Source organism: Actinomyces ruminis (genome assembly GCF_002154335.2).
GTDB lineage: Bacteria > Actinomycetota > Actinomycetes > Actinomycetales > Actinomycetaceae > Actinomyces > Actinomyces ruminis.
The window spans coordinates 115047-135901 of the sequence record NZ_MTPX02000051.1; the positions used below are offsets into that span (position 1 = coordinate 115047).

Annotated in this window: 19 protein-coding genes and 2 pseudogenes; 16 read left to right on the plus strand and 5 right to left on the minus strand. The window is 63.8% G+C overall.

The window, feature by feature from the left end; genetic code table 11:
* Positions 1–94: 94 nt before the first annotated feature.
* On the plus strand, positions 95–3475 hold the full coding sequence (ileS, locus tag BW737_RS10475) for an isoleucine--tRNA ligase (protein WP_086614329.1): 3381 nt from the start codon (positions 95–97) through the stop codon (positions 3473–3475).
* A 139-nt stretch (positions 3476–3614) separates the two neighbouring features.
* On the opposite strand, the gene BW737_RS10480 is transcribed toward ileS, so the two are convergent.
* From BW737_RS10480 to BW737_RS10495, 5 genes are read right to left on the minus strand one after another with little or no spacing between them, the layout of a single operon-like run.
* Positions 3615–4442: a carbohydrate ABC transporter permease gene (locus BW737_RS10480; RefSeq protein ID WP_218961894.1), complete on the minus strand. Its 828-nt coding sequence runs from the start codon at positions 4440–4442 to the stop codon at positions 3615–3617.
* Positions 4439–4990 carry a carbohydrate ABC transporter permease gene (locus BW737_RS18455; protein ID WP_257210718.1) on the minus strand — a complete coding sequence of 184 codons (552 nt, stop codon included), beginning with the start codon at positions 4988–4990 and terminating at the stop codon, positions 4439–4441. The genes BW737_RS10480 and BW737_RS18455 overlap by 4 nt, the downstream gene beginning before the upstream one ends.
* Before the next feature lie 11 nt (positions 4991–5001).
* Positions 5002–5403, minus strand: a complete 402-nt coding sequence (locus tag BW737_RS18460) for a carbohydrate ABC transporter permease (RefSeq protein ID WP_257210719.1) — start codon at positions 5401–5403, stop codon at positions 5002–5004.
* Complete coding sequence (locus BW737_RS10490; RefSeq protein WP_086614328.1) at positions 5400–6758, minus strand: ABC transporter substrate-binding protein; 1359 nt, start codon at positions 6756–6758, stop codon at positions 5400–5402. The genes BW737_RS18460 and BW737_RS10490 overlap by 4 nt, the downstream gene beginning before the upstream one ends.
* Positions 6759–6795: 37 nt before the next feature.
* Complete coding sequence (locus BW737_RS10495; RefSeq protein ID WP_086614327.1) at positions 6796–7818, minus strand: alpha/beta hydrolase; 1023 nt, start codon at positions 7816–7818, stop codon at positions 6796–6798.
* A gap of 265 nt (positions 7819–8083) precedes the next feature.
* On the opposite strand from BW737_RS10495, the pseudogene BW737_RS20010 reads away from it, so the two are divergent.
* The 15 genes and pseudogenes from BW737_RS20010 to BW737_RS10550 all read left to right on the plus strand — a co-directional run.
* Positions 8084–8635: pseudogene (locus tag BW737_RS20010) on the plus strand (LacI family DNA-binding transcriptional regulator); the annotation flags it as partial.
* A 161-nt stretch (positions 8636–8796) separates the two neighbouring features.
* Positions 8797–9093 (plus strand): substrate-binding domain-containing protein, encoded by a 297-nt coding sequence (locus BW737_RS20015; RefSeq protein WP_420835739.1) that lies wholly within the window; start codon positions 8797–8799, stop codon positions 9091–9093.
* A gap of 129 nt (positions 9094–9222) precedes the next feature.
* Positions 9223–10008 (plus strand): MBL fold metallo-hydrolase, encoded by a 786-nt coding sequence (locus BW737_RS10505; RefSeq protein ID WP_086614325.1) that lies wholly within the window; start codon positions 9223–9225, stop codon positions 10006–10008.
* Between the two features lie 654 nt (positions 10009–10662).
* The gene (locus tag BW737_RS10510) at positions 10663–11349 is read left to right on the plus strand and encodes a sugar transferase (RefSeq protein WP_086614324.1); all 687 of its coding nucleotides are present in this window, start codon (positions 10663–10665) and stop codon (positions 11347–11349) included.
* A gap of 17 nt (positions 11350–11366) precedes the next feature.
* Positions 11367–12125: a glycosyltransferase family 2 protein gene (locus BW737_RS10515; RefSeq protein ID WP_086614323.1), complete on the plus strand. Its 759-nt coding sequence runs from the start codon at positions 11367–11369 to the stop codon at positions 12123–12125.
* Between the two features lie 70 nt (positions 12126–12195).
* The gene (locus tag BW737_RS10520) at positions 12196–13113 is read left to right on the plus strand and encodes a glycosyltransferase (RefSeq protein WP_257210720.1); all 918 of its coding nucleotides are present in this window, start codon (positions 12196–12198) and stop codon (positions 13111–13113) included.
* Positions 13083–13343 carry a hypothetical protein gene (locus tag BW737_RS18465; RefSeq protein ID WP_257210721.1) on the plus strand — a complete coding sequence of 87 codons (261 nt, stop codon included), beginning with the start codon at positions 13083–13085 and terminating at the stop codon, positions 13341–13343. Before BW737_RS10520 ends, BW737_RS18465 begins: the two co-directional genes overlap by 31 nt.
* 5 nt (positions 13344–13348) lie before the next feature.
* Positions 13349–14455: an EpsG family protein gene (locus BW737_RS10525; RefSeq protein WP_086614384.1), complete on the plus strand. Its 1107-nt coding sequence runs from the start codon at positions 13349–13351 to the stop codon at positions 14453–14455.
* Positions 14455–14784 (plus strand): LbetaH domain-containing protein, encoded by a 330-nt coding sequence (locus tag BW737_RS15760; protein ID WP_143233375.1) that lies wholly within the window; start codon positions 14455–14457, stop codon positions 14782–14784. Before BW737_RS10525 ends, BW737_RS15760 begins: the two co-directional genes overlap by 1 nt.
* Complete coding sequence (locus BW737_RS18470; RefSeq protein ID WP_257210722.1) at positions 14781–15128, plus strand: hypothetical protein; 348 nt, start codon at positions 14781–14783, stop codon at positions 15126–15128. Before BW737_RS15760 ends, BW737_RS18470 begins: the two co-directional genes overlap by 4 nt.
* On the plus strand, positions 15125–15766 hold the full coding sequence (locus BW737_RS10530; RefSeq protein ID WP_257210723.1) for a polysaccharide pyruvyl transferase family protein: 642 nt from the start codon (positions 15125–15127) through the stop codon (positions 15764–15766). The genes BW737_RS18470 and BW737_RS10530 overlap by 4 nt, the downstream gene beginning before the upstream one ends.
* A complete protein-coding gene (locus tag BW737_RS10535; RefSeq protein WP_180272191.1) occupies positions 15753–17180 on the plus strand; it encodes a lipopolysaccharide biosynthesis protein in 1428 nt (475 codons plus the stop codon). Before BW737_RS10530 ends, BW737_RS10535 begins: the two co-directional genes overlap by 14 nt.
* Positions 17181–17592: 412 nt before the next feature.
* A complete protein-coding gene (locus tag BW737_RS10540; protein WP_257210724.1) occupies positions 17593–18360 on the plus strand; it encodes an ATP-grasp fold amidoligase family protein in 768 nt (255 codons plus the stop codon).
* A gap of 191 nt (positions 18361–18551) precedes the next feature.
* On the plus strand, positions 18552–19901 hold the full coding sequence (locus BW737_RS10545; protein ID WP_086614321.1) for a tyrosine-protein kinase domain-containing protein: 1350 nt from the start codon (positions 18552–18554) through the stop codon (positions 19899–19901).
* Positions 19902–20005: 104 nt separating this feature from the next.
* A pseudogene (locus BW737_RS10550) lies at positions 20006–20847 on the plus strand (HAD-IIA family hydrolase).
* Positions 20848–20855: the final 8 nt, after the last annotated feature.

The window sequence follows — 20855 nt, forward strand, 5'->3', positions numbered from 1 at the left end:
CAAACGGCGAGCGGGACGGCGTCGTCCTCGTGGATCCCGGACCCGACCCGGCGTCGAGTCCAACGACTACGAGTGAGACGCGAGGCAAGACCACATGGCCGAAGAGCCCACCGCCGCCCAGCATGCGGGCGCCGCCTTCTACCCCCTGCACCGTCCCGGCCAGAAGGTCGAGCCGTCCCCCTCCTTCCCGGCAATCGAGGAGGACGTCCTGGCCTACTGGAAGCAGGACGGCACGTTCCAGGCCTCCATCGACGCTCGGCCCGCTCTGGACGACAACGGCCACTCCAACGAGTTCGTCTTCTACGACGGCCCGCCCTTCGCCAACGGCCTGCCCCACTACGGGCACCTGCTGACCGGCTACGTCAAGGATGCGGTGGGCCGTTATCAGACCCAGCGGGGCCGCCGCGTGGAGCGTCGCTTCGGCTGGGACACCCACGGCCTGCCCGCCGAGCTGGAGGCGCAGCGCGAGCTCGGCATCGACGACGTCACCGAGATCACCCGCCCCGGCGGCCTGGGCATCGAGAAGTTCAACGCGGCCTGCCGCACCTCCGTGCTGCGCTACACCAAGGAGTGGGAGGACTACGTCACCCGCCAGGCCCGCTGGGTAGACTTCGAGAACGACTACAAGACCCTCGACCCCACCTACATGGAGTCGGTCATGTGGGCCTTCAAGACCCTGTATGACAAGGGCCTGGCCTACCAGGGCTACCGGGTGCTGCCCTACTGCTGGCACGACCGCACGCCGCTGAGCAACCACGAGCTCAAGATGGACGACGACGTCTATCAGGACCGTCAGGACAACACCGTCACCGTGGGTCTGCGCCTGGAGCGGCGCCTGGACGCCACCCACCCGGATGCCGGCCCCGAACTGGCGCTGATCTGGACCACCACCCCGTGGACGCTGCCGTCCAACTCCGCCGTCGCCGTCGGCCCCGACGTCGACTACGTGACCGTCCGCGTGGACGCCGACCTGGACTCCCCGGTCGCAGGGCAGGACGTGCTGCTCGCACGCGACCTGCTGGGCGCCTACGCCCGGGAGCTGGGTGAGGACCCGCAGGTGTTGGCCACCTATAAGGGGACCGATCTGGTCGGCGTGCGCTACGTGCCCATCTACGACTTCTTCGACGACGCCGCCCACCGGGCCGAGGGCGCCGCCCCCGGGTCAGCGGCCTGGCAGATCATCGCCGCCGACTACGTCACCACCACCGAGGGCACCGGCCTGGTGCACCTGGCGCCCGCCTTCGGTGAGGACGATATGAACTCCTGCCAGCCCTACGGCATCGGCACGGTCATCCCCGTCGACGACGGCGGCATGTTCACCTCCGAGGTGCCCGACTACGCCGGCATGCACATCTTCGACGCCAACAAGCCGGTCATCACCGACCTGCGCGACGGCACCGGCCCGCTGGCCCGCCGCGAGGCGGCCGTGCGCGCCGTGCTGGTGCGGCAGCAGTCCTACGTGCACTCCTACCCACACTGCTGGCGCTGCCGTAAGCCGCTTATGTACAAGGCCGTCTCGAGCTGGTTCGTGAAGGTCACCGCCATCCGCGACCGCATGGTCCAACTGAACCAGGAGATCACCTGGGTGCCCGGGCACGTCAAGGACGGCATCTTTGGCAACTGGCTGGCCGGCGCCCGCGACTGGTCCATCTCCCGCAACCGCTTCTGGGGCTCACCCATCCCCGTGTGGGTGAGCGACGACCCGGCCCACCCGCGCACCGACGTCTACGGGTCCTTCGCGGAGCTGGAGCGCGACTTCGGTGTGGAGGTGAAGGATCTGCACCGGCCCTTCATCGACACGCTGGTGCGCCCCAACCCGGACGACCCCACCGGCAAGTCCATGATGCGCCGCATCCCCGACGTGCTGGACTGCTGGTTCGAGTCCGGCTCCATGCCCTTCGCCCAGGTGCACTACCCGTTCGAGAACGTGGACTGGTTCGAGTCGCACAACCCGGGCGACTTCATCGTGGAGTACGTCGGACAGACCCGCGGCTGGTTCTACACGCTGCACGTGCTGGCCACCGCCCTGTTCGATCGGCCCGCCTTCACCACCTGCGTCTCCCACGGCATTCTGTTGGGCAACGACGGGGCGAAGATGAGCAAGTCCCTGCGCAACTACCCCGACGTCCAGCAGGTCTTCGACCGCGACGGCGCCGACGCCATGCGCTGGTTCCTGCTGTCCTCCCCGGTGGTGCGCGGCGGCAACCTGTCCGTCACCAACAAGGCCATCCGCGACACCGTCCGCCAGGTCATGCTGCCGCTGTGGAACACCTGGTACTTCTTCGCCCTGTACGCCGCCCAGGCCGGGGACGAGGGGGCCTGCTACCTCACCGACGGCGTGGACCTGACCGACACCTCGCTGTTCGAGCGCAAGGGCACCCTCGACGTGATGGACCGCTACATCCTGGCCCGCACCAAGGACCTGACCGACACCGTGGCCGCCCAGTTGGACGCCTACGACATCACCGGCGCCACCCACACGGTGCGCGAGTTCATCGACGTGCTGACCAACTGGTACCTGCGCACCTCCCGGTCGCGGTTCGTCGACGGCGGCGCCGAGGTGGCGCGCCCCGCCTTCGACACCCTCGCCACCGTGCTGCGCGTGCTGACGCAGGTGATGGCGCCCCTGGCCCCGCTGACCGCGGAGGAGATCTACCGCGGCCTGACCGGGGAGCGCTCCGTTCACCTGACCGACTGGCCGGTCCTGCCCGAGCACGTGGCCGACGGCGCCCTGGTGGACGCCATGGATCAGGCGCGCGACGCGGTGTCCGCCGCGCTGAGCCTGCGCAAGGCCGAGAAGCTGCGCGTACGCCAGCCGCTGCGGACTCTGACCATCGCCACCTCCGACCCGGCCGGCCTGGCGCCATTCACGGCGCTGATCGCCGACGAGGTCAACGTCAAGCAGGTGCGGGTGCTGGATGCCGCCGACGCCGGCTACGAGCTGACCGAGGAACTGACCCTCAACCCGCGCGCCTTCGCCCCGCAGGTGCGCAAGCTGACCTCGAAGCTGTTCAGCGCCGTCAAGGCGGGGGAGTGGGAGGTCACCGAGGACGGCGACGTTCGCTTCGACACGGTCCTGCTCGACGGCTCCCCGGTGGTGCTGGAGGCGGAGGACTCCACCTTCACCCTGTCCACGCGTATCGAGGTCCACGACGATGCCTTGTCCGCCACCGTGCTGCCCTCGGGCGCCTTTGTGGTGCTGGATACGGCACTCGACGACGACCTGGAGGCCGAAGGCTGGGCCCGTGACCTGGTGCGCCTGCTGATGGATGAGCGCAAGGCCGCCGGCTTGAACGTCGGCGAGCCGGCGCGCGCAACCCTGACGATCCCGACGGACAAGAATGCCTGGACCGGCGCCCACCTGGACCTGATCAAGCGGGAGGTCAGCTGCGTGGAGCTGCAAGTGATCACCGCCGACGTGGACACTCCCACCGCCACCGTGGCGCGGGCCCGGGGGACGAGCGAGGCACAGTAGGCTCTCACGGCGCCCGGGCAGGTTCGCAGTTGTGGCGACCTGCCCGGGCTGCTTTTGCGGAGTTGCTGCTGGAATCGCATCCGGACAGCTTGTGGGTCTCTCGCACGGTGGTTTGGGAGACCCACAAGTGTCAGACACGTCAGCCCTTGACTGCGCCCTGCATCATGGCGGTTATGAACTGACGCTGGAACAGCAGGAATACGCACAGTGTCGGCAGCATGATAATGAGTGCTCCGGCACATAGGAGTGGGATGTCGGTGCCCCACTGCCCTTGAAATGCACCCAGCGCGCCTGCCGCTGTGCGCCTGGTAGGGTCGTTCACTAGGACTACCGTGAGTAGGAACTGGTTCCATGTCCACAGAAACAGAAGGATCGCCAGCGACGACAGTGCTGGACGAGCCAGTGGGACTTGAACCCGCCAGAACGCCTGCCACAGGTTCGCTCCGTCGACCTCGGCCGCTTCGGATATCTCCTTGGGGACGTTGACGAAGTGCGCGTGCATCCAGAACGCTGAGAATGGCATGAATAGGCCGATGAGCGGCAAGATGATCGCCCATCTGGTGTTGAGCAGTCCTAGGTCTCGTATCTGATGGTAGAGAGGGGTGATGATTCCTTCGAAAGGCAGTGTCAGCCCCAAGATGAAGGTGAGCAGAAGCCATCTGTGCCCCGGAACCCTGAGGTGACCGAGCGCATAGCCGGCCATGGTCGCTATCGCCAGCGAAATCGGGACGACGCCAACGACGATGAGAACGCTGGACCACACCAGCGCCCCGACGTTTGCGCTCTCGAAAGCCTTTGCGAAGTTGCTCCACTGGGGTTCCTCCGGCCACTCGAGTCCCGCAGGATAGGTTCCCGACGGATGGAGCGCGGTTACGAAGAGACTGATGAACGGGACTACCGTCCAGAGCATGATGAGCGTCAGGAGAATGCGGCCCACCACTGATTCCCGCTTGGATACGATCATCATTCCTCGTTCCTTCCCAGTCGCTGTACCGGAAGTATTACGGCGAGAACGAGAACCATGAGGACCACGGCCAGCGCCGACGCCACACCTATTCTGTTCTCGGTGAACGCCAGGTAGAAGATCTGCAGTCCGGGTACCATCGTGGAGTTCCCAGGCCCCCCTTGGGTGGAGATATAGATGATGTCGAAGCTGGACAGCGCTGCAATGATCGTGACGGTCAGACAGACAACTATCTCTTGACGGACACTTGGCAAGGTGATCGACACGAATTCCCGAATCGGACCTGCGCCGTCGAGGCGGGCGGCCTCGTACAGTGATCCGTCGATCTTGGCCATGCCGGCGAGCAGGAGCATGGTGCACAGTCCTATTTCCACCCATGCCCCGATCATGCCGACCGAGGGTAAGGCCGTGTGATAATCGCCGAGCCAGGCTGTTGCGAACCGGCCGAGTCCCAGCGCGCGGAGAGCCTGGTTGATCAGACCTGTGCTGGCGAACAGCCAGCTCCAGATGATGCCTGCTGCGACCAGCGGGATGACCTGCGGGATGAACACAACGACCCGAGCTACGTTGGCGAATCGTGACGCTGGATACCGCGAACTGCCGCTGCGGTGACTAGAGCAAGCAGTACCGGCAGAATCGAGAAGAACACTATGAGTTCAAAGGCGTGGAGGATCGATGAAAACAGGCGCGGGTCGGCGAACACCAGGCGGTAGTTGTCCCAGCCGACCCAGGTGGCCTCCGTGACGCCGTTCCAGCTATAGAAGGAGTACTGGAATGAGCGGCAAATCGGAACGAGTACGAAGAACGTGTAGAAGACGAGAGCGGGTACGAGGAATGCTAGGCCCAGTAGTCGTCGGCGGCGGGTCCAGCGCTTGGCGATAGCGTGTGTGCCGCGCTCGTCGGAGGTAACGGTGCTAGTCCCGGCGGATCGTCGTGGCATGGCCGGCGCCGTTGTGATGCTCACTTGGCTGCCTCGGCTACCTGGGACTCGTAGTCCTTCTGAACAGCGGCGAGAAGAGCGTCGGCGGTCTGCTTACCGGCAACGAGATCCTGGAGATTAGGCGTCCAGCTCTTCGCGTAGACAGCGTCCGTTGCGTTGGCAATGAAGTCCATTGCCCCGTTGTCCGCGGCGATCTCTGTGCCTGCGGAGAGTGTTTGTGAGGTGACAGTACCCTCGTCGATCGCAGGCATGTAGGCGTCATCAGGACCCATGGGGTGCGATCCCCCGACCTTCACGCAGAGATCACGAGCCTTTTCATTCGTTGCCACCCAGTTGAGGAAGAAGGCGGCGTTGTCGGGATTGGGTGCGTTGGCGCTGACGCCGACGGTCAGAGGAGAGGACATGGCGCTCTTCTTGTCGCCTGCGTCGAGAGTCGGCATGAGGAAGAATCCGACCTCATCAGGCATAGTCGAGTCCAGTGTGCCGGATTCCCAGTCGCCATTGAACATGAATAGGGAGTCATTGTTGGTGAAGCGGGACATCATTGCCGAGTAGTCGAGGGAGTTTATGTCGTCAGCGAAGTAGCCGGCATCTATCCACTTCTTAAGGTGTGCCACGGCCTCTCTATTATTGTCAGTATCGATCGAGGCGCCAGGTTCCTGGTAGATCCATTGTTTGATGGGGGTGATGTCACCGTAGACACCCATGAGGTTTTGCAGGGGGAAGCACAGGCCGCCGGTAGCGCCGCCGTTGAACTGTGCGATCCCGGTGAGTCCTGCCTTCTTCGATTCGGCAAGCAGCTCGTCTAGCTCGGCGAGTGTCTCTGGTGCTTCGGTCATTCCGATTTTCTGGGCGAGATTCTTGTTATAGAAGACACCAGTAACGCTGTAATTGAAGCCGTGGCCGTACAGCGCGCCTGAGCCCCGCGTGCCTTTGTCGTTCACTCGTAGCTGCTCGAGTTGGGATGCGGGCCAGGTGTCCCAGCCGTAGGCCTTGGCGTACGGATCGAGGTCAAGAAGGACTCCCGCTTTCACGGCGTTCTGAATCGACGGAAGTCGCATGATGTCTTGGGGGTCGTCGCCGAGCACGCGCAGGGCGTTCTGGGTGATGACTGCGAATTGGTCCTCGCGGATGTTCCAGGTGACATCGGGGAACTGAGCGGAGAACTCTTCAGTGAGTCGGGTTGCTAGCGGAAAGCCGGTCTCGAAGTATGCCTTCATCTCGGCGCCACGGGGAGACGCGAGTGTGGTTGCGGCAGAGGTTGAGGACGCGCCGGTGCCGTTCTTGGTTCCGGGGGCACCGCAGCCGGCGACAGCAGCGGCGCAGAGTGCGGTGCCTGCCAGGAGAGCGGAGCGCCTGGTGATTGTGGTGGTGTTCATGAGGATTCTCTTCCTTGAGAGGGGTGTGGATTGGGTATCAATGGTCTGTGGCTCGAGGGTCATCAGGGCACAGGTGTCGGTGCATGGCGGCGTAGCGGTAATCAAGGACGGCGCGACTCGCCGGTGCCGTGGGGGCGACGTTCTCGGCCCCGTGGAAGACCCCGGGCACGAGATGGAGTTCGGTTGGGACGCCGGCGGCGCACAGTCGCATGGCCATCGTCAGACATTCGTCGCGGAAGAGGTCGAGTTCGCCGACGTCGATATACGTAGGGGGGAGACCTTCCAACTGCGCCAACGTTGCCCGGGCGGGAGAGGAGTAGATCGTCGGTTCGTGGTCGCCGAGGTACCAACTCCAGGCCTCAGTATTGTCGGCCCGCGTCCAGACCCCGGTTCCGTTGCGCACGACCTGCTGCGATGAGGGAGTGGTGGAGCTGTCATCAAGCATCGGGTAGATGGCTTGGAGGAAGGCGATCGGGGGGCCACCGTGATCACGAACGTACAGGCAGGTTCCCAGAGCCAGCCCGCCTCCGGCGCTCGCGCCGAATAGGGCGACACGTGAGGTGTCGATCCCGAGCGTGCCAGCACACGAACTCATCCAGTGCAACACGGTCACGATATCCTCTATGGCGGCCGGGTAGGGATGCTCGGGTGAGAGCCGGTAGTCTACGGATACACAGACGGCTCCGTGAGCGTCAGAGATGCTGGCGAAATTGTTGTGTTCCGATGCGATGGTGCCGGCCCACATGCCGCCGCCGTGGATGCATAGCACGGCTGGAAGAGGTCCGCCTAGAGGGCGTTTGGGGGTGTAGACGCGGGCACCTACCGAGCGACCGGCATCGGGCGTCGGGAGCTGGATGTCGTACCAGGTAACGCGTTCCGAAACCCAGTCGAACTCGGGCGCGAAGGTTGGCTCCTGGGCTTGTCGGCGCTCTGTGGGCGACAGGTTGCGATAATTGGCCGGAAAGCGGGCCTCGCTCGCGGCAAGTGGGTGCTTGTAGTCGGGGTCAAGGTGAGAGTCGAACCAATCCTCACCTCCCACGAGGGGGTGCGCGTATGGCATCAGAACACCTTCTTCGTTGCGAGGCGGCCATCTCTGTGGCTCCCGGGAACTGCGTCGCCCGTGATCTTGACGGACGGACAGTGCGGGTGGCGGGCGCGGTTCGGCCTGCTACGAGCAAGGGGTCGCGCTGGTGTCGAGCTCCTTTGCTTGCGCCACAGAGGTGCTAACTGCTGTTAGCAAGATCGATGCTACGATGCTGGAGTCGCCCTGTCAACACCTGTTAGCGGGGTATGCGAGTTTTCTACTCGGAGTGCGGAGTTGGGGGATGGCAAGTCGTACTAGAGTCACTCAGGCGCAGGTTGCGAAGCGTGCCGGCGTGTCGCGTACGGTCGCTTCGTTCGTTCTTAACAACCGGACGGATCAGCGTGTCAGCGAAGCCACGGCGCAGCGTGTACGTGCTGTAGCTGAAGAGCTCGGCTATAGGCCCAATGCCGTCGCCAACATCCTTCGCACCGGCCGGTCCGGAACGCTTGCGATCATCTCCGATCTCATCACGACCACAGCACCTGCGGCAGACATGGTGCTTGGTGCGATTGAGGGGGCGAGGGAGCATGGCAAGTTGCTTTTCACGGCTGAGACCATGATCGATGAGGCGACAGAGGAGCGGATTATCACCAACCTGCTTGACCGCCAGGTTGAAGGCGTCCTGTATGCCTCGATGTTTACTCGTGAGCTGTCGCTCCCGCCGTCCCTTGCTGGACAGTCCGTGGTCCTGTTGAACTGCCTTGACCCTAGTTGCCCGTATCCCTCGGTATTGCCTGACGAGAGGGAGGGAGGCCGGCAAGCGGCTCGGATCCTGGTTGAAGCCGGACGAGCCTCGCTAGTTCTGTTTGTAGGGACACTGCCAGGTGGGGCGTCTGCGACTTCGGATTGGCCGGATACGAAGCCCATCGCGCTGAGACGACGCCTAGAGGGAATCCGGGAGGTACTCGCGACAACGGATTCGCGTCTCGTGACCGATCCGCTGAGCGAGGCTCGGTGGGATCCGCCCACTGGGCGCGAGTCTGTCCTGAGAGCGCTTCGTCGTGGGGTACGTCCATCTGCCTCATATGTGCGAATGACGCACTGGCGATGGGTGCGTATCAGGCCCTGGATGATGAGGGTCTGTCGGTTCCGGGCGACGTTGCTGTTGTGTCGTTTGATGGTTCGGCGCTCGCTGGGTGGATGTCTCCTCGACTGACGTCGATTGCTCTGCCTCACCGAGAGATGGGACGGCACGCTGTGATCTGCTGGTCAACCAGGAGACTACGGGCAAGGAGCACTCGGAGGTACTGATCCCGATGCCGATTGCCGAGGGCGGATCGATATGACGGTCGTCCTATAGTCTCTTATGTGTCATCAGCAGCCGCTCGCACAGAGGAGTTTCTGTCTGCAACAAAGGCGATACGTGAGGAGGAGCTCCACATGGCACTCTTGCCGCGCCACGACCTCGGCTTCCTGGTGGTTGGCGGGCCCACCGTCGTCATCGACGTCGCCGGGTTGCGCTTCGTCGTCGACCCCACCTTCGACCCGCCGACCGACTACGGCGCCCTGCGCAAGACCCACGGGCCGGCCGTGGCCGCCGACGCGCTCGCGGACGTGGACGTCGTCCTGGTCAGCCACGCCGACCATGCCGACAACCTAGACGTCACCGGACGCGCCTTCGCGCTGGCCGCCCCGCGCCTGCTCACCAACCCCGGCTCCGCCCGGCAGCTCGGCCGGCCCGCGGAGGGTCTGGCCCCGTGGCAGTCCGCGGTCGTCGGCGACGGCGTCACGGTCACCGCCGTGCCCGCTCAGCACGGTCCCGCCGACGGGGAGATAGACGCCGCCGGATACGTCAACTGCGAGGTCACCGGCTTCGTCATCCAGACGCCCGACACTACCATCTACCTCACCGGGGACAACGCCTCCCTGGAGCTGATCGCCCAGGTGAGGGAGCGCTTCGGCGGCATCGGCCACGCCGTGCTGAACGCCGGCCGGGCGACGGTGCCTGCCAAGTTCGCGGGCCGGCCGCTGAGCCTGTCCGCCGAGCGGGCCAGCGCCGCGGCTCAGGTGCTCGGCGCGCCGCACGTCGTCGTCGCCCACCAGACCGGCTGGGAGCACTTCACCGACGGCCCCGGCGCCACGCTGCGGGCGTTCCGCGACGCCGGCATCCTGGACCGCTTGGACCGCACCCCCGAGGGGGAGTGGCGCTGTCACACTGGCGTGTGAGCGTCACCCGGCGCTGTCCCGAATCGGGGCGGGGCCGCGCACTGCTTGGAAATCCCGCCTCGGGCGTGTCCCACGATCATGTCCGGCATGGGGATGCGCCTCGCGGTAGCGAAAAGAACCACATTTCGCCTCAATAGTCCCAAGAGGGTAACGGTGTTCTGCGTTGCTTGCTTCGGGGAGATTTGCGAAGTATGTTGCGAGGGCAATTCGGTGTTTGACGATGGCTCTGTCAACGCCGTCCCCTGGCGAATAAGGAGGCATGAGCCCCTCACGTCCGTGCAGTGACGTCGCGGAGCTGAGAAACGGTACGTCGGTGCGCCCATTGTTGTGCGTGCGCCACGTTCCGCGCTTGAGCGAAAACCATCCTTGAAGCCCGTCGTAGCTCGCCCCACACGGCGATGCGCATCCGTCCCGATTCAATCCCTGGCGGTCCCTGAAATGAGCCTTAGTAACCACCTTTCACCTTGTCTGCGTAACTTTATAAGCAGCAGTTATTCCTCATTCCGGGCAGGCGTGAACCTCATGCCGGAACGGGGTGGAGCCGCGGCGGCCGCGCAGGGGGCCCTCGATCCGGGGTGCGAGAATGGAGGGCGGCGCGGTGCATCAAGACGGCGGGACGGGACCGTCGGTACGCGGCGGAGGCATCGCGCGGCAATGCCCGCCTGGTACGACCTCCCGGCGGATATGCAGAATGATGCCGTGCGTCCCTATTACGATCACCTGGTTGCGCACGAAGGACAGCTGCGACTGAAACGGCTGTTCGATGTTGTTGGAGCCGGGCTCATGCTGGTCGCGCTCGGGTGGCTGTTCGTCTTGCTGTCGCTGATCATCAAGATCGACTCGCCCGGCCCCGTGTTCTTCCGGCAACAACGGGTTACCCGTTTCGGCCGCGAGTTCAAGATTCACAAGTTTCGCACGATGATGGACCGTCCGAGCGAGCCGGGTACGCAGGTGACGGTGTATGCCGATCCCCGTATCACCCGGATCGGCGCGTTCATGCGGCGCTACCGGTTAGATGAGATCAGTCAACTAATAGACATTCTGCAGGGGAACATGACCTTTGTCGGTACTCGACCCGAAGTTCCCAAGTATGTGCGCGAGTACACGCAGGAGATGAAAGCCACATTGCTGCTCCCTGCGGGCGTGACCTCCACCGCGAGCATCGAGTTTAAGGACGAGGCGTTGTTGCTGACCTCGGCCGCGGATGCAGATCGGACCTATATCGAGGAGATTCTCCCGGCGAAGATGTTATTCAACCTGGGTGACATTCGTGAGTTCAGCATCGGTCGTGATCTGCGGATCATTCTGGCCACGGTGCGCGCAGTCTTAAGAATCCACTGAAGAAAGGACGCAGCGTAATGGCGATGGTGCCCGGATTAGTATCGATCATCATGCCGGCTTTCAACGCGGAGCGCTTCGTCGATGAAGCCGTCAAATCGGTGCAGGCGCAAAGCTATACCTCGTGGGAACTGCTGATTGTGGATGACTGCTCCACTGATCGGACCTTCGAGCATGTGAAGCTGCTGGCGGATGCCGACGCGCGTGTGCGGTGCATGCGCTTGGAGCGCAACAGCGGCGCGGCGATGGCGCGCAACCGCGCTATGGAGATGGCCCAGGGGCAATACATGGCGTTCCTGGACGCCGACGATCTGTGGCATCCAGACAAGCTGACTCGCCAGCTGGAGTTCATGAGCAGCCACGGTGTCGCTCTGTGCTGTACCGCGTACGAACAGGTGGATGAGGCCGGGGTTCCTACCGGCAAGGTCCTGACCAGTCCGAAGAGAGTCGGCTACAACCGGCTGCTGCTGGACTGCCCGGTGGGGAACTCCACAGTGATGTACGATGTGTCTCGACTAGGCAAATTCGAAGTCCCTGACATCCGGAAACGCAATGACGACGCCCTGTGGCTGCGCATGCTCAAGAGGGAGAAGTATATATGGGGTATCCCTGGTGTCCTCGCCCAGTACCGGGTCCGCAGCGACTCGATATCCGCCGACAAGCTCAGTCTGGTGAAGTATCACTGGAGGCTCTATCGAGATATTGAGCACCTGAGCATCGTGCGGTCGGCATTCCACGTGTGCGCCTGGGGCGTGATCAAGGTGCTGAGGCTGAAGTGAGCGCTCGGCGCTCGCTCGTATCGGGGACGTGCCGTGCAGGGACAACAGTCGTAAGAGGATGAAGGTAGCTATGGACAATTGCGCTCGGCGGGATGCTGGCGTCGGCGGCCCGCTCAGGATCCTGCACATCAACTCCTCGATCTCGCGTCGCTCCGGCGTGACAAGCGTCGTCATGAACTACTTTCGGAACGTTGACCGACGCCGGGTGTTATTCGACTTCTACTATTACGCCACCCCCGATGAGACTCGGCGCGCGGAGATCGAGTCGCTCGGGGGCAGATGTTTCCCCGGGCGCGCGGGCAAGAACATCTTGCGGATCCGCCAGGAACTCGTCACGCTCCTGCACGAGCACCCGGGGCAGTACCCCATCGTGCACCTTCACGATCCGGTGCTGGCACGTTTCATCTACCCGGTTCTGCACCGGGCGGGGGTGAGGTCAGTGATCGTGCACTCCCATTCCACGGCATACTCCGACTCAAGGCTGAACTCCATACGCAATCAGATCGTGTGCCGCAACATGGGCCGCTACTCTGACGTGCGGCTGGCTTGCTCGCGGAGTGCCGGCGAGTTCCTGTTCGGCGCGGGGCAGTTCGAGGTGCTTCCCAATGCTGTGGACGTCGACAGATATCGCTTCGATCAGCGCATACGGGATGCGATGCGGACCGAGCTCGGACTTAACGGGCTCAAGGTCGTCGGACACGTTGGTCGCTTCAGCGAGGAGAAGAACCACAGGTTCCTGGTAGCGGTCTTCGAGAAGCTGCTGGCACTCGACCCCGGTTGTCATCTGTTGCTCGTAGGCGACGGGCCGCTGCGTGGGGGTATCGAGCGCCTGGTGGCGGAGCGGGGCCTGTCGGAGAGCGTGACGTTCCTCGGAGACCGATCCGATGTGCCGGCGCTCTACCAGGCAATGGATGTGTTGATGCTGCCCTCCACTTCGAGGGGCTGCCAATGGTCGGGGTGGAGTCGCAGTGCGCGGGTCTGCCGCTGATCTGCTCCGACCGGGTGCCGCAGGAGGTGTCCATTGGAGACTGCTCCTTCTTGCCGCTGGAACTTGGCGCCGGAAACTGGGCACAGCGGGTCAGGGACGCGTTCCCGCCGGCCGGGGTGGAGACCCCCAGGGCGCAGGGCGTGGAGCAGGCGCGCAGCGGGGGATTCGACGTCACTGCACAGGCCGGTGCGCTCTCGCAACGCTACCTGTCCTTGGCGCGGGGTGAGTGACGGCCATGTGGGTTCACTACGCCGTGTTCGGGATACTGGTCCTGGTCGGCGCACTGCTCGGCGGTCGTCGTGAAGACGGGAGCTACAAGTCGACCGCACCCTTGTGCATCGCCACGCTGCTGTTCGTGGGGATGTCGGGCCTGCGTGCGAGAACGGTAGGAAACGACACCAGCCGGTACTACGACGTGTTCGAGAAGATTGCCGACACGGGCGGCCTGTCTGAGGCCTTTGCCGTCAGCAGGTTCGAACGCGGATATGTGGTGGTCAACTACCTGATCAGCCGTGTCACGGACGACTTCAATGTGCTGCTGCTAGTGGTCTCCGCCTTCTCCTTCGGGGTGGTCGCGCTGTTCATCCACCGGTATGCGAGGTCGAATCCGCTGGCGTTACTCCTGGCCTTTGGAATGTCCGTGTTCTACGACATCATGCTCGCCACCCGGCAGGGCATCGCGACGGCCATCTTCCTGCTCGCCCTGCCGGCGCTGATGGAGCGACGGCCCGTGCGCTACCTCATCCTGGTACTACTTGCTGCGCAGTTCCACGCCTCCGCCATACTGTTGCTTGCCGCCTACTTCATTCCGATGCTGAGACTGAACAGCTTCCTGGACTGGGTCAAGTGGGGGACGGTCATCGGAGCCTGTACCGGTTGCGTGAGCCTGGTCCTCACCAAGGCCTCCGTATTCTCCGCGTACTACGGCCATTATCTGAATTCGGAATACGCGGAGGGCGGCGTCAGGATGGCCACGGTCATGGGGGTGGGAGTGCGGCTGCTCATGATCGGTCTGGCCGCGATGTGCGGATGGAGCTCCGCGGTGGCGGCGGACAAGACCGGAGTCACCCGCATCCTGGTCGCCTTCGCCGTCGTCGACGCCGGTATCATGATCGTCTCCCTCGCATTCAACCTGCTTGACCGCATCGAGATGTATTTGACGCTCCCAATGGTCGTCGGTCTGGGGAACATCGTCGCCCGCGAACCGGGACTGCGGAACTGGTACGTCTCGGTGCTGCTGGTACTCATAGCCTTCGCGAGTATGACGATCATGCTTCTATATCGACCCGGTTGGTACACCCTGTTTCCTTATCACACGGTATTTGAGGAAGGAGCCTGGTAATGGATCCCGTCTATGCTGCGTATTCCGCCGCCCGCTGGTGCGCCCGGCATGGGTTGTGTTCGGCGGCGCGCCTGGCCAGAGGGGAGAAGCGGGTGGTCTTCGCGTGTGACGTCTCCCGTGCCGCCAAGATCGGTAAAGGAACCGTCTGTCCTCACCGCACGCTGGGAGTCGTCATTCATCCGGCTGCGGAAATCGGCGAGAACTGCAGGGCGGGACAGAACGTGGCAATAGGGGGACATATGGGAATCGACGCTCTACCGCGGCTAGGCGACCGAGCCGCCGTTGGAGGCGACGCGCTGATCCTTAAGGACGGGCGGGGAGACTCATGATGAAGCGGATCCTGCTCCTTGATACGTCGGTGGGATCTTTGAACCTGGGCGACGAGATCATCAATCGGTCGATCGCGGCCAACTGGCCGGAACTGTTCGCGTCGAACTATGTCATGCGTATGGCTTCGCACACTCCGCCGCACACACCGTTGCAGTACATGCTCTCTCGGCACAAGCTTGACCCGTTTAAGACCGCGGATCTGAAGTTCCTGTGCGGCACGAATGCCCTATACACGAACATGCTGCGCCCGCTGCCCGCCTGGAACATCAATTACCTGAACTGCGCCTGGCGGCGGGAACGGTGTGTCTGGGGGTGGGAGCGGGCGTTAACAGCGCTTCGGTGAACCGCTACACACGGGCGCTGTTCAGAAAGGTGCTGGCGCACGACGTCGTGCATTCCGTACGAGACGACAGAACCAAGAGACTCCTGGAGACCATCGGTCTGAGGGCGTGGAACACCGGCTGTCCGACGCTGTGGGCACTGACTCCCGAGCACTGCGCACGGATCCCGCGGTCCAAGAGTCCCGCAGTGGTGTTCACGCTGACCTCTTATCAGCCGGACAGGACCAATGATGCGGCGATGGTAGGGATCCTGAGAGAGCACTATCGCAGGATCTGCTTCTGGCCGCAGGGCGTGGACGACCTCGCCTACCTGCGCTCCTTGAGCGACATGTCCGGCATAGAGATCGTGCCGCCGAACGTGGATGCCTACAGCGCCGTTTTGGAGACCGGGGTGGACTACGTGGGCAATCGACTCCACGGCGGCATATTCGCGCTCCAGCACGGGTGCCGCGCGATCATAGTCTCGATCGACTATCGTGCGCGGGAGATGGGCAAGGACTACTCGCTCACGCTGGTCGAGCGCCCCGACATCGCCGCCGAGTTGCCCGGGATGATTGAGGACAGTTGGGAGACCAGGCTGGATGGCCTGGACTTCGCCCTGATTGACCGCTGGAAGGCGCAGTTCAATGTCGGGTCGTAGTCGGGGCCGCCTGGCGGAGCTCCTCGGCAATACCGTGATATTCGGCCTGGGGAGCCTCGCGGTCAAGGTGGTCTCGCTGGTGCTCATGCCGTTGTACACGAGCGCTATGACCGCCTCTGATTATGGCGCAGCCGAACTGCTGAACAGTGGGATCGAGATCGTTCTGCCCCTGCTGTCGCTCGGTGTCATTGAGGCGCTGTACCGCTTCTCTATAGACGAGACGGTGGAGAAGGGGAAGCTGTTCTGCAACTCGGTCCTGGTTCTCGGCTGCGGGATCCTCGTCGCGGCTGTTCTGTCGGCTCTGGCCTGGAAGGTTTTTGACTACGCCCACGCCGTGTCCTTCTTCTTTCTGTTCGCTTCGGCCAGCATCTACAAGGCGACCAGCCAGTTCGCGCGCGGACTCGGGCACGTAAGGCGATTCGTGGGGTACGGCTTCATAAACGCTCTTGTCCTCGTCGTCTGCACATACGTGCTGCTCGTTGAGCTGCACGCCGGCGTCGCGGGATACCTGTGGGCGTACTCGATCGGATACGTGGCGGCCGGTGCAATCGCATTCGTGTGTTCCGCGGAGTACCGTTTCGTGGTGCCGCTGCGGTTCGACGGCGTCCTCCTGCGCCGGATGCTGATCTACAGCCTGCCGCTAGTCCCCAATCTCCTGTCGTGGTGGATCGTGAGCGTATCGGGTCGCTACGTGGTCGTGTGGGGCAGCGGCCTGACTGCGGCAGGGCTGTACACGGCGGCAACCAAGATGCCGTCGCTGATCAACATCATCAGCTCCGTATTTCAGCAGGCATGGCAATTCTCTACCGCCCGGGAGATTGGTGCGGCCGATAGCGGGCCCTTCTTCGGGCGCGTACTGCGCGGGTACTCCCTGGTGACGCTTTCGATGGCGGGAGTGGTGATAGTACTCAACCGCCCGATCTCTGGGGTGCTGCTGCAGTCGGAGTTCCAGGATGCCTGGCGCTATGTGCCGCTGCTGATGCTCGCCGCCTCCTTCGGCGTCATGTCGGTGTTCTTCGGCACGTTCTATCAGGCTCTTATGAAGAGTCGAATGCTGATGATCTCGACTGCGATCGGGGCGGCTGTGAACCTGCTGCTGGGAGTCGCGCTTGTACCGGTGATGGGCCCCTGGGGGGCGTGCGTTGCCGGCGTGGTGGCGTACGCGATCGTTCTTCTGGTCCGTGTACGTGACATCGCCAGACGGATCGACATGCCGATCGACCGCGTGAGAATTGCCTACCAACTGGCGCTCCTCTCAGTTATGGCTTTTTGCATGTCGTCTGAGGGCAGGACGTGGCCGGTCTTATTCGCCGGAGCGTGTCTGGCGCTGCTGTTCGTGAGCGACGTTGGGGTGTTGCGCGAGTCGTTCTTGCGCGGGAGGCGTGCGTTTATAAGGCGCCCAGGAGGTCTCTGAGATTATCCGTGTTCACGCGATTGATATCGGTGTGAGAGCATTGTGACTGTTTGTTGGCGAACGCGCCCGCTGTTCTTCTGTACGGCGGGCCGGACTGGGCGATAATTCAATCGCTGCGCGGCTGCTCGGGCGATGGAACCGAGGCGGTATCGCACCGTTGCTCAACGGCTCGTGCTGCGCGTTCCGCACCCGACGCATCGGTGCCGGGCGACCGATACCGACCCCTGGAGTCTTGATCGTGAGTGTTAGAGGCGTGGCCGCGACCGTCATACCCGGCCCGGCACAGACTTGGCTGAAGGAGGCCGTCTATCGGCGTAACTGTGGGCTGGACCCCAGTCGATACCGCACCGAGCTGAAGCGTTGGCACTGCCTGCTCAGGGGGCGCGCCTGCGATCTGGAACACCCTCGGTCGATGACCGACAAGATCAACTGGCTCAAGCTCTACGATTCCACGCCGCTTAAGGGTCGTCTCGCGGACAAGTACCTTGTGCGCGAATGGGTCTGCGCAGCGGTGGGTGAGGACTATCTGGTTCCCCTGCTGGGTGTTTGGGACTCGCCCGACGAGATAGATTTCGATGTGCTGCCCAACAGTTTCGTCCTCAAGGCGACTCATGGCTCAGGCTGGAACATCATCGTCCGCGACAAGCGCGAACTCGACGTTGTCGCTTGCCGGCGCCGATTGGGGGACTGGCTGAAGCGTCGGCAGGCGATGAAGGGCGGCTTCGAAATGCACTACGAGTTCTGCGAGCCGCGGATCGTGTGCGAACAGTACCTGCAGGATGCTTCCGGAGGCCTGCGGGACTACAAGTTCATGACCTTCGACGGCGTCGTCCAGTTCGCGTTCGCTGTCGACCGGGGCCCGGATGGTGCGTCCCGGGGGACCTACCTGCCTGACTGGACCAGGGCGCCGTTCGAGTACATCTGTGAGTCGCGCTGTTCCGCGGATGTGCCGGCTCCGGAGCGACTTGATGAGATGCTCGCTGTCTCGCAGCGGCTTGGCAAGGGGTTCGCCTGCGCCAGAATCGACTTCTACGAAGTGGACGGCCGCGTCTACTTCGGGGAGATTACGTTCACGGACGCGGACGGCCTGGCCTATTTCCGGCCGGCTTGCTACAACCTGGAGTTCGGCAACAGGCTCGTTCTGCCTTCAAAGAAGCCTTTTAAAGGGGTCATGCTGTAAGCACGATGGGATTCCGATCCGCGCCTCGGTGCGGCAACATGCGCAGGCGAGTTGACTCCGCTCGCCACGAAGGTGGCTGGCGACTTTACGTGCTAGGCTCGGCGCGTTCGTTCACGTGCTCCCTGAAGACTAGGTTCCTGCGTCTGACGGCGCCGTCCCTCCCTGTCGTGATCCTAAGCTGGTGATGCGAAATGACGCTGGATAGCTTCATATCCCTGACTCGTCGGCGCGTCGGCGTACTGATGACCGTGATTGCTGTCTGCGTGCTCGCTGCCGCTGTCGTGGTGTGGGTTACACCGGCCACCTACACCGCTTCCGCGGTCGCCTACGTCCGGGTCAATGTGCCCGTCGGCGCGCAGGATGACACCGAGGCGCACTATGCCGCGACCCAGATGGCACCCCGGAAGATCACGGCGATCGTTCCCGTCTTCACCTCGGAGGCGGTCGGCCAGCGGGTCGTGGACGCTCTTGGTCTGGATGTAACGGCTGCGAGTGTCGCCCAGTCACTAACCGCGACACACGCCGATGACACTGCTACCGTAAGCGTGTCCGCGACGGCGGCTTCTGCGGCTCAGGCGCGCTCGGTCGCGGATGAGGCGGTCCTTCAGGCCGCACAGGAGGTCAGCGAGCTCGAGGGCGAGACCTCGCCGGTCGAGGTCATCCTTATGACTCCCTCAAGGCTTTCCGGTGTTACGCGGTCGCCGAACGCTTGGGCGTACCTGGGCCTGGGCGCGCTCGGCGGCGTCGTGCTCGGATATCTGTGGATCATCTTCCGTGAGCTGTCGGACAGGCGTCTGCATGGTGCGAAGGACGTAGTCGCAGCTGGCCGTGCCGCGCCGCTCGGTACCATCCCGTTGTCGAGGTCGATCGCCCAGGACGGTCCGCTTCGGGGTGCCGATCCGAATACCGAGGAGGAACTGCGCCGCCTGCGAACCAATCTGCTTCATGTTGGAACGAAGGCTGACATCCGGGTGCTGGTCGTAAGCTCGGCGAGGAGGCAGGAGGGTCGTACGACGGTTTCGGTCGGCGTCGCCCGCGTGATGGCGGCGCTGGGACGGCGGGTCGTCCTTGTCGAAGGAGACCTGCGTGCACCTTCCCTGGCCGAGGTTCTCGGACTGTCCTCGGACGGCCCCGGGTTGTCGCAACTGCTTGAGGGCACGGTGAGCCTGGAGGAGGTACTGGTGAGCACCTCTACGCCCGGGCTGGAGATTCTCCCGGCCGGCGCGACTCCGTCCAACCCGTCCGAGCTGCTCGCGTGCGCCGCTATGCCCGCACTGTTGCGGCGCTTGAGCACTGCACACACGGTGATCATCGACTCACCGCCGCTACTGCAGTTCACCGACGGTGCGATTCTTGCCGAGCAAGCCGACGGAGTCCTGATGGTCGTGCGATCGGCGCGGACCACCGGCGACGACCTGAACGATGCAGCGCTAGCAGTCGAGCAGGGCGGCGGCGAGGTGCTTGGAACCGTCCTCAATCGGGCGCTGGCGTCCCGTCGCGGACGTAGACCTGCGGCTGGACAGGGACGCCCACAGCCCTGAGTTGTGCAAGGCGCCGTCTTCGTCGCGGTTCAGGTTTGAGGGCGCGGTCGGCGAGTCGTGGCCGGGCGCGCCCCGAGGGATCACGATGGCAGACTTGCCTCATGATGGCATCACCAACGCTCCCCGCCGGCGAGGCCTCCGTCTCCCCGCTGCCGCTCGCCGAAATGCCCCCGGTCACCGCCTGGCTGTCCGATATGGACGGCGTCCTGGTTCGGGAGAACCGCGCCCTGCCCGGCGCCCAGCAGTTCCTGGACGCCCTGGAGCGCAAGGGCATGCCCTTCCTGGTGCTGACCAACAACTCCATCTTCACCAACCGGGACCTGTCGGCCCGGCTGGCCCGCTCCGGGCTTACCGTCCCCGAGGAGCGCATCTGGACCTCGGCCAATGCCACGGCGGCCTTCCTCACTCAGCAGTCGCCGGCATCCACCGCCTATGTGATCGGTGAGGCCGGGCTGACCACGGCACTGCATGGCGCCGGTTACGTGATGACCGACCAAGACCCCGAGTACGTCATCCTCGGGGAGACGCGCACCTACGACTTCAACGCCATCACTCGCGCCATCCGGCTGATCGAGGGCGGGGCGAAGTTCATCGCGACCAACCCCGACGTCAACGGCCCCTCCGATGAGGCACGCTGCCGGCGACCGGCGCCGTCGCCGCCATGATTCAGGCGGCCACCGGCCGTTCCCCCTACTTCGTGGGCAAGCCCAACCCGGTGATGATTCGGGCCGGTTTGAACAAGATCGGCGCCCACTCCGAGGCGGCCGCCATGGTCGGGGATCGCATGGACACCGACATTCAGGCGGGCGTGGAGGCAGGGCTGCGCACGCACCTGGTGCTGTCCGGGTCGACGACGCTGGAGCAGGTCGAGGCCTTCCCCTTCCGCCCCTTCGGCATCCACGAGGGCATCGGGGAGCTCATCGAACTGGTCGAGGCCGAGCGCTGAGCGGTCCA

Excerpts from the sequence above, each read along its gene's own strand:
- BW737_RS10535 (WP_180272191.1), top strand. The coding sequence starts at position 15,753 with ATGTCGGGTCGTAGTCGGGGCCGCCTGGCGGAGCTCCTCGGCAATACC.
- BW737_RS15760 (WP_143233375.1), top strand. The coding sequence starts at position 14,455 with ATGGATCCCGTCTATGCTGCGTATTCCGCCGCCCGCTGGTGCGCCCGG.
- BW737_RS10490 (WP_086614328.1), bottom strand. The coding sequence starts at position 6,758 with ATGAACACCACCACAATCACCAGGCGCTCCGCTCTCCTGGCAGGCACC.
- BW737_RS10540 (WP_257210724.1), top strand. The coding sequence starts at position 17,593 with ATGACCGACAAGATCAACTGGCTCAAGCTCTACGATTCCACGCCGCTT.
- BW737_RS18470 (WP_257210722.1), top strand. The coding sequence starts at position 14,781 with ATGATGAAGCGGATCCTGCTCCTTGATACGTCGGTGGGATCTTTGAAC.
- BW737_RS10505 (WP_086614325.1), top strand. The coding sequence starts at position 9,223 with ATGGCACTCTTGCCGCGCCACGACCTCGGCTTCCTGGTGGTTGGCGGG.
- ileS (WP_086614329.1), top strand. The coding sequence starts at position 95 with ATGGCCGAAGAGCCCACCGCCGCCCAGCATGCGGGCGCCGCCTTCTAC.
- BW737_RS10495 (WP_086614327.1), bottom strand. The coding sequence starts at position 7,818 with ATGCCATACGCGCACCCCCTCGTGGGAGGTGAGGATTGGTTCGACTCT.
- BW737_RS10520 (WP_257210720.1), top strand. The coding sequence starts at position 12,196 with ATGGACAATTGCGCTCGGCGGGATGCTGGCGTCGGCGGCCCGCTCAGG.
- BW737_RS10480 (WP_218961894.1), bottom strand. The coding sequence starts at position 4,442 with ATGATGATCGTATCCAAGCGGGAATCAGTGGTGGGCCGCATTCTCCTG.
- BW737_RS10545 (WP_086614321.1), top strand. The coding sequence starts at position 18,552 with ATGACGCTGGATAGCTTCATATCCCTGACTCGTCGGCGCGTCGGCGTA.
- BW737_RS10515 (WP_086614323.1), top strand. The coding sequence starts at position 11,367 with ATGGCGATGGTGCCCGGATTAGTATCGATCATCATGCCGGCTTTCAAC.
- BW737_RS10525 (WP_086614384.1), top strand. The coding sequence starts at position 13,349 with ATGTGGGTTCACTACGCCGTGTTCGGGATACTGGTCCTGGTCGGCGCA.
- BW737_RS10510 (WP_086614324.1), top strand. The coding sequence starts at position 10,663 with ATGCCCGCCTGGTACGACCTCCCGGCGGATATGCAGAATGATGCCGTG.